Below are 17,874 nucleotides of genomic sequence, written 5' to 3'. Positions count from 1 at the left end.
AAAACGCTTTTACAGCTCTCGCTGCTATCGTTCGCCAGCTAATTGCCTGGTCAATTTGCCACGGAATCAGGTGGTCAACATCCCCGGAATATCAACTCAGGTGAGGGGTTCGATGTTCTCTTCCGTCAAAACATAGATTTTTAGGGTATACTGAATCAATTAGTTTTCGCTTTCCAATAGGCTGGCAGATTTGTAGTGTACTTGTACGCCGGAATACTTTTGAATTACGATCTCTCCGATTTGAAAACATGCATAACAGCCTTGAAGTGGTCTCCTATCCCGGGAGTAAGCTGAAAATTTAATAATTCATTTTCAAAATATTCCTGTTTGTTCTTGCATTACAATTACCCATCTAAAATCTTGCAGCTACTATTTGTTCGCAAAGGCCAAAGGATAAGGTCATGCCGTTGCTGCCGAGGCCGTTTATGATGGTCACACCGGGCTCGGCATCTATAACCAGTTCGGTTTGGCCTGTTGTCATTTTTGCATAGGTACCGTTCCATGTTTGTATTACGTGGGTATCCTTAAAGTTGGTGAAAGTTTGCAGGTATTTCAGGATCATCTGGTTAATAAAATCCTTATCGAACGGGTCGTGTACCAAACCATACTCGTGCGAATCGCCAACTGTAATTTCGCCGGTATGGTTTTGCGCCGCCATTACGTGGATGCCCCATTTAAGGTATTCGGCATATTCTTCTTGGTAACGCTTGCGTAATGCAGGCAACGCCGGTGCCGCCTGGAACCCGGGGTAGTGGATCATGCTTAAACTGCCACAAAGGGCGGGGCCAATGCGCCAATCATTCGGTTGCGCGGCAAGGCGCATCATTTGCAGTTTACATTTGGTTATCCCCGATGATTCAAAAAGTTCGGGGTAAAGGGTTTCAAACTCTACGCCACTGCAAATAAAGATCTCATCGGCGTGGTATTGTTTTATACCGGATGTTACGGTATTGCTTGTAACCCGGCTAATGGCCGTATTCCAATAGAAAATTACACCATGCTGCTCTCCTAAATATTTGGCTACCGCTGCAATGGCTTCGCGGGCCTCGAGTATCATTTCTGTACCGCTCCAAAGCGCGCCTTTAAGTCCGTCTGGGTTTACACCCGGCGATTTATCCAATGCCTGCTGCGCGGTAAGCAAGGCACAATCGCGTTGCGTTTTATTGATATTGGCGTATTGTTCTATTACCTCCAATTCATCATCATGGTAGGCGAGGTGTAACGAGCCAACCTCGTCATGCCAGATACCGGCCTCTTTGCAAGTTTGTTTCCAGATGCTGCGTGATAACATAGCGCGTTCAAACAAAGGGCCTGTTGGCTGCCCAATAGGCCAAACCATCCCAAAATTGCGGATGGATGCGCCAATGGCACGTTCGCTACGTTCAAAAATAGTTACCTGGTAACCGCGAATGGCCAGTGCGCGTGCCGTAGCCAGCCCAACAATGCCTGCGCCAATTACAATGGCCGATGGTTTGCTCATACTGTAGAAAAATTAAGTTTGGCCTTGGTTTCTTTGCTTTTACGGGCCGATTGGAAAAAGTATATCAGCGATAATACACCGCATATGCCGCCTAATACTGCCACTATCATTACACCCTCTTTAAAAAAAGTGCCCCAGCTAATATTGGGGCGGCCAAGTTCTTTTATCAGCAGGATGCTAACGCTGCCCAGATAACCCATCGAATCGGCTACGTACATTACAAACCCCACGTTGCTTTTATAATGGAAGGTGGCTATCATCCGTTCAAAAAATATTGCGTTATAAGGTACATAACCAAGGTAAAGGCCAAGGCCGGCCATGGTCATCCAGCTAACAGGATCAATCATTCTCAGCGAATACATTGCTGTTGATACACCAACCAGCACACAACCACCAATGATCATCAAATGAATAACGCTAAAGGCCCGCAGGTTTTTGCGGATCAGGATAAGCAGGCTCATAACAACCAATACGATGATGGATATTTTTGTATCTGTTTTGGTGTAGATGGTACGGTCTTTAATACCGAGGCTGTTCCAGATCTCTACCTCAAAGTTGTCGCGGATATCGCGCATAATGGTAAGTAACACATATATAATGAGGGTCAAAATTATCCCGGGTAAAAATCGGATGATAAAGTGCTTTCGCTCTTCAGCATTCATGGGCAGGCGCTCGGTACGCATGGCTTTATCCTGCGCGGTTTGCGGCGGCATCAACTCCAACATAAATACAAACAGCATTAACGGGATGGCAAACAGCGCCCCCGTTAAAAACGGCATAGTATACTCGCTTACGTGGTAAACATGTATCAATGTTTGCCCTACGGTTTTTACAAACCCGGACCCAAAGATCAAACTGATAGATAATACCGCAGCCATAAATTCGGTTGAGCGGCGGCCCTCCAGGTAACCAAACACCAAGCCCCAAATCAGTCCCAGCGGAAAGCCATTGATGAACAGAAAGGCAATATTATAAGGTGCAGGTACTAATGCAAAACCCAATAAGGCGAGCCACGAAATGCCTATCAACACCAATATGGTCAACCCGCGTTTGGCGCTTTTTACTTCGGCAATAAAGCGGATGCCGTAAAACTTACTTAGCGTGTAACCAACAATTTGGGCAATAACCAGCCAAATCTTATAATCTATATGCAAAAACTGTTGGCCGGAGTATGTCCCGGCGGCAAATGCCTTGCGGAAAGCATACATGGATGTATAAGCCCCAAAAGCAGCTATTGCCGCCAAAACAGATATCACTGCATAGGGCAATTTGGCTGCCCTCGCCCTAAGTTTATGGGTTAATACCATTATGTTTAATTGATGATGGTAATCACGTCTGCTATGTCATCAATAATATGCGTAGGGTTGTAAGGCTCCAATTCGGCCCGGGTAAAGGCACCGGTGGTGACTGCAATTACATATTTGCAGCCGGCATTTTGTCCTTCCCGAATATCTACTTCTGTATCGCCAACTTTTGCAACTTCCTGCGCATCGGTTACGCCTGCAAGTTCCATCATGCGGTTTATCATGGCGGGGTTAGGGCGGCCTTCTGTTACCTCGTCGGATCCTATGAGGTAATCTATGAGCCCCTTTTCGCACCACTCTAAACGCTGTACAATAGTTTGAGCGATATCTTTAGAAAAACCCGTGTTGATACCAATTTTTATACCAGAATACTTCAATGCTGCTAATGTAGCTTCGGCATGTGGCAATGCTTCCAAAACCGGCGCGGTTTGGTAATAACGGATCATCAGGCGTATAAATTCCTGGTGAATGGTATGGATAAGTTCGGGAGTTATTTTGCCGGCATCCGGCTCGTGCCGGTGCAGCATTTTGGTTATGGCTACACTTTTTTCGTAACCCATTAATGGGTTAACATCGGCCACCGTTACGTTGTAACCATATTTTTGCATCGCCGCGCTAAAGGTATCGGCAACTTCATTTTCATCCCTGACCGTGGTACCGGCCATATCAAATACAACAAGTTTTATAGGCATTGCTAAACGTAATTTTGTTTAGCAATGGTAAACTTTGTTTATTAATTATAAACTAACGTAGTGTTAAGATTTGTTTAAGTTTAGTTGGACACCTCAAAAAAATAAACCACCAGCATGCTGGCTGTTTCTGTTCCTTTATTTTTAGGGGTATGGGGGATGCGACCGTCAAACAGCATCGAATCGCCCTGGCTTAGGGTGTAAGTATCTTCTCCCAGTTGGTACTCGATAGTACCGTTAAGGATGTATTTATATTCGTAAGCTTCAGTTTCTACCTGAGGCCTGTAAGCATCCGGTTCCAGCTCCAGTATTACAATGTCGACCGTAGAATTTTTGATGGATTGCGTAAATATACGCTGGTAGTGAAACCCTTCGGCATGTTCTTTTTCAAAGTGATGGTATTCTGATTGCCTGCGGATAATTAAGGGGAAGTTTTTACCGGCATCTATATCTTTAAAAAACGCATTCAGGTCTATCTCTAATGCCTTAATAATATCTATCAATACGATAAGCGATGGTATGGTGCGGCTGTTCTCTATCTGCGAAATAAGGCCCTTACTTACATTTGCCCGCGAGGCAAGTTCCTGTACGGTTATGTTTTTTTCGCGACGTTTGTCTTTGATCCGGTTACTGATCTGGATCAGTACATCATCTTCCATTAGTGTTTAGCATTTGTTGAACGGCGGTAAAGTAGATAATAAAATTAAACGCGGCAAGGTATTTAGCTTAATTTAACTTCTGACAAATTAGATGACGCAAACTTAATTTTAGAATAACATTAGGATGCTTCATTTGCCACAAATAATAGCTAATGACCCCACTTGCATCCACGCCCGAAGAAATCGTGAACGAAGTTTTTGCTTTGTACGAGCAGCACGGCAATGAAGATTATATTGGTGAGCCGGTATCGCAATTAGAGCATATGTCGCAGGCGGCGATGCTGGCCCGGGCCGAGGGATACGATGATGAAGTTGTACTTGCCGCTTTCTTCCATGATATTGGCCACCTGTGCGCCGCCGGCGCCGAAGTTGGCAGCATGGACGGTATGGGGAATATAGACCACGAAAAGCTGGGGGCCGATTATTTATTAGACCGTGGTTTCTCGCCACGCTTAGCTAACTTGGTTAATGGTCACGTTATAGCAAAACGATATCTTACTTATAAACACCCCGAATACTTTGAGAAATTATCGCCCGCCAGCCGCGCTACTTTGAATTTTCAGGGTGGAGTAATGACCGCCGCAGAGGCGGCCGAATTTGAGGCTAACCCGGATGCGGGTCTTATTGTGCGCATGCGTTATTGGGATGATGAGGCTAAATTGCAAAATACGCCTGTTAACAATATCGAATATTTAAAACGGATAGCTATAAACCATCTTAAGGGTGATTTATAGCTGATTTTTGGCACATGTTAACTTTGTTTAATTAACATGTATCGGGGGTGTTACCAATTGTGCTGCCGCTTAATTTTAAATCAATACAGGTTTAAAGTTTACTTAATCTAAACTTAGTTTACAAATAATAAACAAAGTTTACTATTGCCGAATAATCTCTCACAAACATTATTCAGCAGCAATGAAACAAATTTACCTCAATTTTAGAAGGCTTGCACTCATTATAGTGTGCTGCCTGTCGCCAGTTATTTTGTTTGCCCAAACAAAAATAACCGGAACCGTAAACGACGAAAGCAAGCAGCCTTTACCTGGCGTTAGCGTAATGCTAAAAGGAACGAATCAAGGCACCACAACTGATGCTTACGGTCGTTTCATTATCAACGCAAACCAGGGCCAGGTTTTAATTTTCAAATTTTTAGGCTTTGCCCAGCAAGAGACAACAATTGGCACTAACAACGCGATTATTGTAAATCTTGCCGCCGATAACAAAACCCTTGGCGAGGTAGTAGTAACCGCCCTGGGTGTTAAAAAAGAAACCCGCCGTGTTGGTTACGCCGTATCAACCGTAAAGGGTGAAGACCTTACCCTTGCCCGCGACCCAAATCCTATTACCGGTTTAATTGGTAAAGTGGCAGGTTTATCGGTAGGCCCATCGGCCGAGTTACTGGGAGCACCAAACGTGGCTATCCGTGGTAACAGCATCTCTTTGTACGTAGTGGATGGTTTTCCTATCAACACAGACACCTATAACATCAGCCCTGATGATATTGACACCTACACTGTATTGAAAGGCCCTGCAGCTGCGGCACTTTATGGTAACCGTGCATCTTACGGTGCAATTTTAATTACCACCAAAAAAGGCAATAAAAACAAAAAAGGCTTAACTGTTGATATCAACAGCAGTACGGTTGTAAACACCGGCTTTTTGGCTTTCCCTCGTGTGCAGCATAAATATGGCGCGGGCGAGAATACCTTTTATGAATTTGTGGATGGTAAAGGTGGTGCACCGGGCGGTGTGGATGCCGATTACGACATTTGGGGCCCATACTTTAATGGCCAGCTTATTAAGCAATACGATAGCCCGGTTATTAACGGCGTCCGCCAGGCTACACCGTACACCGCACGTGGTGCAAACAACCTGAACAACTTTTTACGCACAGGTTACCAAACCAATAACAACGTTGCTTTAAGTGCAAACGGCGATACTTACAATGTACGTTTCTCTGCATCGCAACAACACCAAAACAGCTACATTCCAGAGCAGTATCTGGATATTGCTAACGCGAACATCTATGCATCATTTAACCCAACAAGCCGTTGGAAATTTGAGGGTAACGTAAACTTTAACCGCCAAACTACCGATAACTTTCCTGACGTACAGTACGGGCCAAATAGCTTAATATACAACTTAGCTATCTGGACAGGTGCCGATTGGGATGTTAACGCACCCGACATTAAAGCGATCTGGCAGCCGGGTAAAGAGGGTATTCAATCGCAATTTGCAGAGTACACACGTTACCACAACCCCTGGTTTATGGTTAAGGAGTGGACACGTGGCCATTACAAAAACGATGTGTACGGTTACTTATCTGCAAACTTCAAGATCAACAGCAACCTGAATGCCACTCTGCGTTCACAGATAGATACCTACAACATCCTTCGTACAGAAAAAATGCCATTTTCGGCCCACCCATATGGCCGCGAAGGTAACGAAGGTGACTACCGTGAAGACCGCCGCGACCTGTTTGACAACAACACCGAGTTAATGGTGAACTATGATTATACCATCAAGAAGTTCTTAAACCTATCAGGTTTAGTAGGTGGTAACATGCGTAACCTATCTTACAAGTCAAACTGGACATCTACAGATTATTTGAGCGTGCCTGAAGTGTACTCTTTTAGCAACTCAAAAAATGCCGTACAGTCTACCAGCTTTAACTCGGATATGCGGGTGTTAAGTGCATACTACTCGTTAGATGCAACATTTGGTAAATACGCTACAATTTCAAGTACCGGCCGTATTGATAAATCATCGGCATTCCAGGTGCCGACAACCTATTACTACCCAAGTTTATCGGTGGCAACTGTAATATCTGATTACATTAAAATGCCTGATTTTATTTCCTTCTTAAAAGGCAGGGCATCGTTCTCTAACATCCGTTCGGATGCTACCTCTACAACAATTGGCCCCGCTCCTTTCAGTTCTATCACTGTATTTGGTGGCAGCACAGGCCCGTCATTGTTTAACAACCCGGTAGGTTACGGTACCACTTATGCATCGCCATATAACGGCCCGGATTATTCATTAAATTCAACCTACAACACCAGTAAGCCTTACAATAGCCAGGCTGCAGGTTACGCGTCAGATTACTTGTACCAAAACGGCATCAAAACATCAACCCGTGTTAACTACGAGGAAGGTTTTGATATTAAATTCCTGCAAAACCGTATAGGCTTTAGCGGAACAGCTTTCCAATATATTGATGGGCCAAGGATTTTGCCTAACGCTATTTCTACTGCAACAGGCTATACTGTTGAGTACATCAACGCCCTTAAAACCAAAAAGACCGGTTATGAAGGTTCGTTAAGTGGTGCTATCCTGCAAAATCCTAAAGGTTTCAGCTGGAATATCTTAGCCAACATCTCAACCTACAAAGAAGTTTATAAAGAATTGCCATCGGGCCAGGACAGCTACGCTACCTTCTTTAAAGCAGGTGACCGTACCGACAAATTATACGGTAGCGCATTTGTACGCACACCAGATGGTAAGATCATCAATGATGCTGCCGGCAAGCCCCTGGTGAGCCCGGTATTACAATTCTTAGGTAACGAAACCGCTAAATACAGCTGGAGCATTTACAATAAGTTCCAGTACAAAAGCTTTAGTCTTGGTGTACAGTTTGATGGTTCAGTTGGTGGTGTAATTGTTGATTACATGCACAATAAAACCATGCGTGGTGGTGCTAATGCCGAAACTGCCGAAGGCGCCCTTGGCGATGCCCGTTTCAAAGACTGGAGCAACTTTGGTAAAGCCGGTTACAACGGTTCATACGTTGGCGAAGGTGTAGTAGTATCTAATGGCACATCTATAAACTATGACTCTAACACAGGTGCGGTATTAAACTACAATCAACTACAATACGCGCCAAACACACAGGTTGCATTTGTACAGGATTATGTAAGTAAATACTACGGTGTAGACGAAGCCAACCTAATGAGCAAAACCTTTACCAAACTGCGTGAGGTAACCTTTGGGTTCGAGTTCCCTAAAACCATGCTTCAGAAAACCTTTATCCAAAAAGCTTCAGTTTCTGTTTATGGCCGTAACCTATTGTATTTCTACAAGGACAAACGCTTTAAAGATGTTGACCTTGACCAATACAATTACGCTACTGCTTCTACAGGCTTGCAATCGCCAACTGTACGCAGCTACGGCCTTAACTTAAACGTATCATTCTAACAATTGATAAGCAGAACAAATCATGAAAAAGATATTTAAAATATGTGTATTGCCGGTAGTTATGCTACTGTCGGCAACCGGTTGTAAAAAGGGGTTCGACGAACTCTCTGTAAACAACAACAAGCCAAACAACGTGCCTGCATCATTACTTTTTAACGGCATACTGAACAACATGGCCGAACTGCCTGACGGGCAAAAAGAAATATACAGCCAGTATTACCTGTACAACTACGATTATTACGGTAACAACCGTTACGATCTTGGTGGCGGTGATGACTATTACACCACACTTAAAAACGTTGTGGATATGGAAAAAAAAGCTTCTGAAACCGGTGGCGCTGCCATAAACCCGTATGAAGCTTTGGGTAAATTTTTTAAAGCTTACCTGTTCAGCAAAATGAGTTTAGAAATGGGCGATATCCCGATGACCGAAGCCTTAAAAGGCCTGGATAACCTGGAGCCAAAATATGATACCCAGAAAGCGGTGATGCTGCAATCATTAGTTTGGTTAGATAGTGCGAATGATGATCTTGCACAATTAATAGCAAAGCCAAATGATTTTGGTACAGGTGCAGGCGCTGTATTAACTAACGATATTTACTTTGCCAACGATTTAAAAAAATGGCAAAAAGCGGTAAATGCTTTGCAAGTACGCTTACTTTTACAATTAAGCAAAAAAACTGCAGACGCTGACCTAAAGGTTACAACACGTTTTGCAAACATTATTAATACCCCTGCTAAATACCCGTTGATGACCAGTACTGCAGACAACCTGCAATATGTGTTTGTATCGCCAAATAACTATTACCCCATGAACCCGAACAACTTTGGCCAAAGCGGTTCACGTAAAAACATGTCTGCAACATATATAAGCTTGTTAACAAAACTAAAAGACCCTCGTGTATTTGTAACTGCCGAACCAGCCCGCGACCTGGTTGACAAAGCAAAACAAAGCCCTACAGATTTTGCATCATTTGTTGGTGCCGATGCAGGGCTTGACTTAGGTGTGATGTATAATAATGCAGGTTTACAAAAATACTCGTTCATTAACCGCAGGTACTTTTACTCGACCTACACGGGCGAGCCAAGTGTACAAATTGGTTACCCCGAGTTGATGTTTAACATTGCCGAAGGCATAAGCCGTGGCTGGGCAGCAGGGGCCAATGCCGAAACGTATTACCAGGCGGGTATAAAGGGATCAATGGCGACATACGGGATTCCTGAGAGTGGTATTTTCTTAGCTCATTTTTACCGCCCGGGTTCAACAGATGTTAAAAATGCTGCAAACTATGATGATTATAGCGTTACTGCCGATTTTAACGCTTACTACAACCAGGCAGGTGTTAAGTACACTGCTGATGCTGCCGGTATCACCCGCATCCTACAGCAAAAATATATCGCGCTGTTCAGGCACTCAGGCTTAGAGTCGTACTTTACTTATCGCCGTACAGGGGTACCGGTGTTTACTACAGGCCCGGGTACAGGTAATGGCAGCCGTATTGCAACGCGCTTTAAATACCCATCTGCAGAGCGCAACTCCAACGCTAAAAACTACCAGGATGCATTGGCCAGCCAGTTTGGCGGCAATGATGACATTAACGGTATTATGTGGATACTGAAATAATAAGAATGATAAAAGCAGGGCCGAAAGGCCCTGCTTTGTTTAATACAATATTTATGAAAAAGTTATTAGTTACCGTTGTTTGCATATTGGCTATAAGCCAGTCTTTCGCGCAGCAAAAAACAAAAAACCTGATTGTAGTAACGCTGGATGGCATGCGCTGGCAGGAGGTTTTTCGTGGTGCAGATTCGGCCATGATAAGCTCTAAATATACTACTGACCAAAGCGACGTGCGCAAAAAATATTGGGCTGCCACCGCCCAGGGGCGCAGAAGCATGTTGTTCCCGTTCTTATGGTCGGTAATAAGCAAGCAGGGACAGCTTTACGGCAACCGCGATGCAGGGAACAAGGACGAGCTGGCTAACCCATACCACTTTTCGTACCCGGGATATAACGAGGTCTTCACAGGTTTCCCAGATACAAGGATGAACACTAACGACCCGATCATTAACCCCAACATGAATGTGTTGGAGTACATTAATAAGCAGAAAGGTTTTGAGGGTAAGGTGATAGCGTTTTCTTCATGGGAGCGTTTCCCGCAGATCTTCAACGTAAACCGTTCCGGCTTGCCGGTATATTCAGGCTATGCAGATCTTAAAAACACTGATGCCAATGCACGTTTAAAATACCTGAACGAACTACAGCATAACGTACCTGCTTACCTTGGCGACTCTACCCGGTTGGATTTTATCACCTACGAGTTCAGCAAAGAGTATATAAAACAATACAAACCACGTGTGTTGTACATGGCTTTTGATGAAACAGACGACATGGCACACGAAGGCAACTACAAATCATATCTGGAAAGGGCAAAGCAGGAAGATGGCTACATAAAAGCATTATGGGATATGATTCAGATCGATCCATTCTATAAAAATAAAACTACCCTTTTAATAACTACCGACCATGGCCGCGGCAACGAGCCAATGGATAAATGGCGCGACCATGGTGCAGATGTAAAAGGATCAGAAAACACCTGGTTTGCAGTAATAGGTCCCGATACGCCACAAACAGGTGTGGTATCAACCCCAACCATTACGTACCACAAGCAATTGGCCCAAACCATGGCACAACTACTTGGGTTTGATTTTAAAGCGAATGCAGGCCACGAGGTGGGCGATGTAATTAAAACGGTTATAAATTAGTTGTGCGTTTACTCCTTTTAACAATGGCGCATTCCTGGGCGGGTGGCTTTTAATATGTGGGTACTCCAGTACACCTTTTTTGATTAACACTGGCGAGTTTTTGAAATAGATAAACGTAAAAAGGGCGTTTAGCGCATACAGGATTAATGGATCTCGATTCTCGTCGCGACCACATACAGAAAAGTCAAAAGCCTGTAAATGTACGTTTACAGGCTTTTTAATGGTTAAAACGAGGACGGCTGATTGATTATGTGCGTAAGGCGTGTTAAAATGATACGATATGCGTGTACTTTGATACTATACGCAGATATTATGCATCCGCTTTTATATATTTTTATGATCTGAATTAAGACAAATCAATATATACCACCTATGAACCAATTTGATGGCTTGATACGCCAAGCAATACCTGCTTCGTTTGCCTCTTGCGTGCAACTGAAAGTAATCACTTGCGCGTATATAAATCGGAAACTTACTGTAGCAATTTGTTAAGAACTGAACAACGCTGATCTATACATGGATAATAATAAGCTAAATACAAAGCTGCATTACCCTATTTTGGATGGTTTGCGCGGTGTTGCGGCCATTATAGTAGTTACCTTTCACCTAACCGAACCGTTGGGCACAGGCCACATGGATATCATAGTTAACCACGGTTACCTGGCTGTAGATTTCTTTTTCCTGTTATCAGGCTTTGTTATCGGCTATGCTTATGACGACCGTTGGCCTAAAATGACGATTGGTAATTTTTTTAAACGCCGTATAGAGCGGCTCCAACCGCTCGTGATACTGGGGATGACATTAGGCGCCATCGGTTTTTATTTCACAGATTCGACGATTTGGCCGCTTATCCATGCCATACCACTTTGGAAAATGTTGCTCGTTTTACTGGTTAGCTACACAATACTGCCTGTACCGCTGTCGCTGGATATTCGGGGTTGGCAGGAAATGCACCCTCTTAATAGTGTAGGATGGTCTTTATTCTTTGAATATATTGCCAATATCCTTTATGCGGTTTGGATCAGAAAGTTTTCAAAAACCACTTTGTCAATATTAGTATGCATTGCTGCTGTAGCACTTGCTCACCTGGCCATTACTAATGGCGATGTTAGCGGCGGGTGGACATTTAATGTGGAACAAGTGCGCATAGGTTTTACCCGTACCATGTACCCGTTCTTTGCCGGCCTGTTGCTTTCGCGTATTTTTAAACCCACCAGTATCAGGCATGCATTTTTTTGGTGCAGCGTATTGATAGCGGCGGTATTGTATATGCCACGTATCGGCGGTGCCGGGCATATTTGGCTGAACGGGATATACGAATCCGTTTGCATCATTATCGTTTTTCCGCTTATTGTTTACCTCGGCGCCAGCGGTAAGGCCCAAACGCAAATAGAGAGCCGGATCTGCAAGTTTTTGGGCGATATTTCCTATCCGCTATACCTGGTGCATTATCCGTTGGTTTACTTTTATGTAGCATGGATAAGTAATAATAAGGGCGTAACTATTGTACAGGCGTGGCCTTATGCTTTAGCTATTTTGATAGGGACGATTTTATTGGCATACGTAGCTTTGAAATGGTATGATGAGCCTGTGCGCAAATGGTTGCGAAAGAAACTGGGCTAATAGAAAAGATCTAAGATAAACCTCGAGGCTGACAACAATGAACTATTAAAGCCTCAGAAAATAAGATACTGATATGCAAAAATTAGCAATTGCTGCTTTCCTTACCCTTCTAACAAGCATATTAACACCCGTTAAATTGCTGGCTCAACGAAATGATGGTGCGGCTATCCCCGGTGATTTTGCCGATCCGTCCATCATTCGTGTTGGTAAAACCTATTTCGCAGTGGGTACTTCGTCAGAATGGGCACCGCATTTCCCGATATACAAGTCAACCGATCTGAAGAATTGGAAGCAGGCGGGGTATGTTTTTGATAAAACCCCCGCATGGGCGTCAGGCTCTTTTTGGGCACCCGAGTATTATAAGATAAATGATACTTACTACATTTATTATACCGCACGCCGCAAAAGCGATAATACTTCTTACATCGGCGTAGCCACTTCAAAATATCCCGATAAGGGATTTACAGATCATCGTTTGCTTATTACGTTTGGTAAAGAAGCTATAGATGCATTTGTTTTTAATGATAACGGGCAACTATACATCACCTTTAAAGCTTACGGACTTGATAACCGGCCTATAGAAATATTGGGCAGCAAACTTTCTGCCGATGGCCTTAAACTGGAAGGCGAAACTTTTTCCTTGCTCAAAGATGAACCACGTATTGGTATGGAGGGACAAAGCATCCTGAAAAGGGATGGCTATTATTACATTTTTTATTCGGCAGGTAATTGCTGTGGCGAGCAGTGTGGCTACAATGTGCGCGTTGCCCGGGCAACGCGTTTTGCAGGGCCGTATGAGGTATATTCTGCCAATCCCATCTTATCTGAAAATGAAAAATGGAAATGCATGGGGCATGGTACATTTATAAAGGGGCCCAATGGTGCCGAAATGTATTTGCACCATGCCTACAATCGCGAAAGCACAACTTTTACAGGCAGGCAAGGCCTGATATCAGAATTGGTGTGGCCTGCAAATAATGGATGGCCTGCTTTTAAAACACAAGAGGTTATAGGGGTACCGGCGCGGGGTATTGCAGATAACTTTACCTCCACCAAAATTGCGCCTTATTGGCAATGGGATTTCCGCCATTCCACTCCGTGGGTTAAGCAACAAAAAGGTGTGCTGTCGTTATCCGGGAGTATAAAAGGTTCTAATAATACGGGCATTGTGTTGACTACAAAACCTGTTTCGGGGCATTTTGTAATGAGTGTTACCGTGCTTAACTATAACGCGGCGGTTAAAGGTTTAAGTTTTTATGGTGATGCTAATACGGCCCTGGGCATCGGCACACAAAATAATCAGGTTGTGGTGTGGCAGGTTAAGGATGATGAGTTTGCCGTTTTAGCAAGTGCTACCTTAAAAACAAAGCTACCTTTGCAACTAAAACTGGAGTTAATGCCCGATAAAACCTGCCAATTCTTCTACAGAACAGGCAAGGCCGATTGGCAAATGTTAAAAACAGACACTCCGATAAAAGCCGACCAATTACCACAGTGGGACCGCAGCCCAAGGGCCGGGCTACACTTTAAGGGCAGCGCGACCGAGGGAGCCCGGTTTGCAGGTTTCAGCATTAAAGATATAAGTGGGTAATAACAGAAGCTATTACCTATTTATTACATTGTTATTTCTCTTTTAATCCCTTTATAGTTGGCGATAACTATTTTAGCAACGTTGGGGGCTACCTGGAATGACCGCGAAGATTGCGACAGGTAACCCGAACCATAATAAAACTCAACCCGTTTTTTTGTCGCGTTTTTATAAGTGAGCTCCGCATAAAAATCATTCGGCTTCAGGCTTATCCATTTAAGCGGTTTGGTATCGGTTGTTGCATAAACTTTCAGACTGTCCTGGTTTTGACTGGCTACAAAAAGCTGTTTGTTACCTGCTTTTAGCAGGGCAAAAGCTTTGGCATCGCCGCCGATGCAAATGCCGCTTTGCTGCATGCTCATCTCTTTAAAACCTCCTTTGCCATTCCCTTTTAAGTATAAACCCATGAAGGCATCATGCCTGCCGGTGAATGGCTCCATACCAAAATCGTTGCCAGCCAGCAGCAGGTCCAGGTTGCCGTCGTGGTCAATATCCTCGGTAACCATGCCATGAACTGGCGCCATTTGTGCCGATAGCGGCATAGCCGCAATACTGAACTTACCGCCGCCGTTATTTTGAATGTAGCTGGTGTTCATATCCGTAGCTGTTAACTGCACTGCACCTTTCCTGTCTTTATCGCTCCAAATATCCTGCATGGTGGCCAAGCCAAACCCATTGTAAGACGGATACTTTTTGCGGATGCCTATCACCTGGCTTATCAGGTCATCACGGGTATGCATCGGGAAGGCTTTTTGAGATCCATCCTCCGCTTTCATGTAGCAAAATATCATAGCGTCGAACGATCCGTTACCATCCATATCCTTGCCCAAAATGGTCATCGGTTGCGTGGCGGATGCTTTGTAGTTTGAGTTTTGGCCAAGGTTGCCTGCAACGTAATCTATTTTGCCATCGTTGTTAAAATCGCCGGCGATGATGCTGTTCCACCAGCCAACGTGGCTATCAATCCCTGTAGTTTTGTTTATGCTGGTAAAGCTGCTGCCGTTGTTTTTATAAAAGGTAACAGGCATCCATTCGCCCACTACAACAAGATCGGGTTTTCCGTCGTTGTCAAAATCGCTCCAAAGGGCATCGGTTATCATGCCGCCGTGTACCAGACCGGGGCATAGGCTTGCGGTAACATCGGTAAACTTGCCACCATCGTTACGGAGAATGTGGCTTACAGGCGATGACGGGTACATGCCCGAAATTGAGCGCCCGCCCACAAAAAGATCAAGGTCACCGTCGCCATCATAATCCGCCGCGCGCACGCATGATCCATTGTCGTATTCAACAGGCACAGCCGCGTAATCCCGCTCAAAAAATCCTTTTTTATTGTTGATGTAAAGCCTGTCCTGCGTGGCGGTGCTGTTTTTGGCGAACTCATAGCTGCCGCTAACTACATATAGGTCGGGCCAGCCGTCGCCGTTGGCGTCAAATAAAATGGCGCCCATGTCCTCCTCGTCCTTAAAATCCTCGTGCACAAATCGGGTGTTATCCATGGTAAAGCCCCCGCTTTTATTCTGCATATAAAATACGCCTTTATTGCCTGCAGGTCCGCCAACATAAAAATCATCAAAGCCATTATTATCAACATCGCCAACTGCAATACATGGCCCATATTGGCTTAGTTTGTGGGGCAGTGTAGGTTGAATGTTGTAGTCTATGGCGTCTTTCTCTTTATGCAAATATTTGATCCCTGTTTGATTGCCAACCGCCGTAAACACCGGCGTTATATTTTTAGGGATGCCGGGCTGCACATTGCCCGCGCTGCTCTTATAATATAATGTAATGGCCTGGTTAGCCTTAACATTACTCAGCAATTGTGTTTTGCCATCTGCCCAGCGAATTCGCAGCGAATCAACGTTTGATGCTGTGCCTAAACCGAAATGCGCCATGGCATCAACGGTGCTCATATAACCGCGGCAAGGCTGCTGGTCGTAAAACTGTTGTTTGCCGCCGTAATAAATGCGGATGGTTGCGCCAATACCGCCGGTATTTTTGGCATCGCCCACCAGCTTTATTTTAAGGTAATGTTGGGTTGGGTTAACCCGGGTTTTGGTGTTCAACGTGTTTTCGTAAACAAAGGCATCGTCATCAATATTGTTGATCACCAGGTCCATGTCTCCGTCGTTATCCAGGTCGACATAAACCCCGCCGGTAGAGAAGGTGGGTTTAATAATACCCCAGTCTTTAGATTGGTCGCTAAACTGGTAGCCGCCCCTGTTCCTGAATGCATAGCTGGCCGTTTTTACTACCGGGAAAGAATCCGCAGCTGCAAGCGTGGTGTTCTCTTTTACAGTGCGCCCTTGCCCGTTGGTATAAAGGGCGTGGTCAAGATCGGTTACATCGCGCGGGTAGCCGTTGGTGATCACCATATCCCTAAAACCGTCGTTATCATAATCGGCCACGAGGGGTGTCCAACTCCAATCGGTTTGGTAAATGCCAGCCATGTAGGCTACCTCACTAAATAGCGGGTGGCCATTGCCGATTTGCCCCTGGTTTAATTGCAGCACATTGCGGATGTACTGATGATCATACTTAAATTTATTATTGTTGATGTAGGTGATGTAATTATCACCCATTAGCATTGTTTTTTTGCGCAGGTTTTTTTCGGGAAGCATCTCCAGCGACACCAGGTCTGACAGGCCATCGTTGTTCAGGTCCACCAGATCTGACCCCATGACTGACCAGCCCGTGTGCTTAAAATACTCGGACGAGCGGTTGGTGAACGTGCCGTTTTTGTTGTTGATGTAAAGTACATCGTTAGAGATAAAATCGTTGCCTACGTAAATATCCGGCCATCCATCGTTGTTGATATCATTAACCGCTACCGAGTTGCCAAAGCCTTCAAACACTATACCTGCCTGTTTGGTAACATCGGTAAAGGTGTTGTTGCCATTGTTGTGGTACAGGCGGTCGTTGTTTTCGGCGTTGCCGTTTGTTATTTTGGGACGGTAAGCAACCGGTGTACTTTTACCGAGCACGTTGTTAAGAAGGTACACATCCAGAGATCCGTCGTGGTCATAATCAAAAAATATGGCCTGGGTGGTAAAGCCTGTATCCTGCAGCCCATAAACCTCAGCAGATTCCTTAAAGGTTGGTACGCCTGCTTTGTTAGCGCCCTGATTGATATAAAGCAGGTTTTTACGTTGCGAAGGGTCTTTTTTAAAGGATGTAGATATGTAAATATCCAACCAGCCATCATTATTAATATCAATCACCGATACACCTGCACACCATCTGCCGCCGCCATTTACACCCGCGTTAGCAGTTATATCTTCAAATTTAAGGTCGCCTTTGTTGAGGAATAATTTACCCGGCACCATGTTCCCTGCAAAGTAAACATCGGGCAAGCCATCGTGGTTAAAATCGCCGATGCCTACACCCGCGCCGTTGTATAAATAAGGGTGGTTAAGTATGTTTATACTATCGCTTTCGGTAATGGCATTTTTAAAGTTGATGTTGGTTTCTGATGGGTCTAAAAGTTTAAACAGAGTGTTGTCGTTCCCTTTTTTTGAGCAGGCGGTTAATAGAAATAGCATGCCGGTAAAGAAAGCGGCACGCCGTATTT

At 44.5% G+C, this 17,874-nt stretch carries 11 protein-coding genes; 6 read left to right on the top strand and 5 right to left on the bottom strand.

Annotation, left to right across the window (positions count from 1 at the left end):
- Positions 1 to 352: 352 nt before the first annotated feature.
- From ACVW0P_RS02765 to ACVW0P_RS02750, 4 genes are all read right to left on the bottom strand, one after another.
- Positions 353 to 1,480 (bottom strand): TIGR03364 family FAD-dependent oxidoreductase, encoded by a 1,128-nt coding sequence (locus ACVW0P_RS02765; protein WP_457130715.1) that lies wholly within the window; start codon positions 1,478 to 1,480, stop codon positions 353 to 355.
- Positions 1,477 to 2,787 (bottom strand): DUF5690 family protein, encoded by a 1,311-nt coding sequence (locus tag ACVW0P_RS02760; RefSeq protein WP_457130714.1) that lies wholly within the window; start codon positions 2,785 to 2,787, stop codon positions 1,477 to 1,479. The genes ACVW0P_RS02765 and ACVW0P_RS02760 overlap by 4 nt, the downstream gene beginning before the upstream one ends.
- Before the next feature lie 5 nt (positions 2,788 to 2,792).
- Entirely contained in the window at positions 2,793 to 3,476 is a 684-nt protein-coding gene (locus tag ACVW0P_RS02755) for an HAD-IA family hydrolase (protein ID WP_457130713.1), read from the bottom strand.
- Positions 3,477 to 3,556: 80 nt separating this feature from the next.
- Positions 3,557 to 4,132 carry a helix-turn-helix domain-containing protein gene (locus ACVW0P_RS02750; RefSeq protein WP_457130712.1) on the bottom strand — a complete coding sequence of 192 codons (576 nt, stop codon included), beginning with the start codon at positions 4,130 to 4,132 and terminating at the stop codon, positions 3,557 to 3,559.
- A 152-nt stretch (positions 4,133 to 4,284) separates the two neighbouring features.
- On the opposite strand from ACVW0P_RS02750, the gene ACVW0P_RS02745 reads away from it, so the two are divergent.
- The 6 genes from ACVW0P_RS02745 to ACVW0P_RS02720 all read left to right on the top strand — a co-directional run bounded on the left by ACVW0P_RS02745 (position 4,285) and on the right by ACVW0P_RS02720 (position 14,306).
- Complete coding sequence (locus ACVW0P_RS02745; RefSeq protein ID WP_457130711.1) at positions 4,285 to 4,866, top strand: HD domain-containing protein; 582 nt, start codon at positions 4,285 to 4,287, stop codon at positions 4,864 to 4,866.
- Between the two features lie 181 nt (positions 4,867 to 5,047).
- On the top strand, positions 5,048 to 8,326 hold the full coding sequence (locus ACVW0P_RS02740) for a SusC/RagA family TonB-linked outer membrane protein (protein ID WP_457130710.1): 3,279 nt from the start codon (positions 5,048 to 5,050) through the stop codon (positions 8,324 to 8,326).
- Between the two features lie 22 nt (positions 8,327 to 8,348).
- Positions 8,349 to 9,950 carry a SusD/RagB family nutrient-binding outer membrane lipoprotein gene (locus ACVW0P_RS02735; protein ID WP_457130709.1) on the top strand — a complete coding sequence of 534 codons (1,602 nt, stop codon included), beginning with the start codon at positions 8,349 to 8,351 and terminating at the stop codon, positions 9,948 to 9,950.
- A 53-nt stretch (positions 9,951 to 10,003) separates the two neighbouring features.
- Positions 10,004 to 11,092 carry a phosphoglyceromutase gene (locus ACVW0P_RS02730; RefSeq protein WP_457130708.1) on the top strand — a complete coding sequence of 363 codons (1,089 nt, stop codon included), beginning with the start codon at positions 10,004 to 10,006 and terminating at the stop codon, positions 11,090 to 11,092.
- Between the two features lie 516 nt (positions 11,093 to 11,608).
- Positions 11,609 to 12,715 (top strand): acyltransferase family protein, encoded by a 1,107-nt coding sequence (locus tag ACVW0P_RS02725; protein WP_457130707.1) that lies wholly within the window; start codon positions 11,609 to 11,611, stop codon positions 12,713 to 12,715.
- A gap of 73 nt (positions 12,716 to 12,788) precedes the next feature.
- On the top strand, positions 12,789 to 14,306 hold the full coding sequence (locus ACVW0P_RS02720) for a glycoside hydrolase family 43 protein (RefSeq protein ID WP_457130706.1): 1,518 nt from the start codon (positions 12,789 to 12,791) through the stop codon (positions 14,304 to 14,306).
- Between the two features lie 23 nt (positions 14,307 to 14,329).
- Here the strand turns inward: ACVW0P_RS02720 and ACVW0P_RS02715 are convergent, their stop codons facing one another.
- Positions 14,330 to 17,845: a VCBS repeat-containing protein gene (locus ACVW0P_RS02715; RefSeq protein ID WP_457130705.1), complete on the bottom strand. Its 3,516-nt coding sequence runs from the start codon at positions 17,843 to 17,845 to the stop codon at positions 14,330 to 14,332.
- Positions 17,846 to 17,874 lie beyond the last annotated feature (29 nt).

Source organism: Mucilaginibacter sp. UYNi724, from assembly GCF_054057495.1.
The sequence above is the reverse complement of the archived record's forward strand: the minus strand, read 5'-3'. Positions and strand labels throughout refer to the sequence as shown.

Coding starts and splice junctions, on each gene's coding strand:
- ACVW0P_RS02720 (WP_457130706.1), top strand. CDS start 12,789: ATGCAAAAATTAGCAATTGCTGCTTTCCTTACCCTTCTAACAAGCATA.
- ACVW0P_RS02730 (WP_457130708.1), top strand. CDS start 10,004: ATGAAAAAGTTATTAGTTACCGTTGTTTGCATATTGGCTATAAGCCAG.
- ACVW0P_RS02760 (WP_457130714.1), bottom strand. CDS start 2,787: ATGGTATTAACCCATAAACTTAGGGCGAGGGCAGCCAAATTGCCCTAT.
- ACVW0P_RS02750 (WP_457130712.1), bottom strand. CDS start 4,132: ATGGAAGATGATGTACTGATCCAGATCAGTAACCGGATCAAAGACAAA.
- ACVW0P_RS02735 (WP_457130709.1), top strand. CDS start 8,349: ATGAAAAAGATATTTAAAATATGTGTATTGCCGGTAGTTATGCTACTG.
- ACVW0P_RS02755 (WP_457130713.1), bottom strand. CDS start 3,476: ATGCCTATAAAACTTGTTGTATTTGATATGGCCGGTACCACGGTCAGG.
- ACVW0P_RS02715 (WP_457130705.1), bottom strand. CDS start 17,845: ATGCTATTTCTATTAACCGCCTGCTCAAAAAAAGGGAACGACAACACT.
- ACVW0P_RS02740 (WP_457130710.1), top strand. CDS start 5,048: ATGAAACAAATTTACCTCAATTTTAGAAGGCTTGCACTCATTATAGTG.
- ACVW0P_RS02725 (WP_457130707.1), top strand. CDS start 11,609: ATGGATAATAATAAGCTAAATACAAAGCTGCATTACCCTATTTTGGAT.
- ACVW0P_RS02745 (WP_457130711.1), top strand. CDS start 4,285: ATGACCCCACTTGCATCCACGCCCGAAGAAATCGTGAACGAAGTTTTT.
- ACVW0P_RS02765 (WP_457130715.1), bottom strand. CDS start 1,480: ATGAGCAAACCATCGGCCATTGTAATTGGCGCAGGCATTGTTGGGCTG.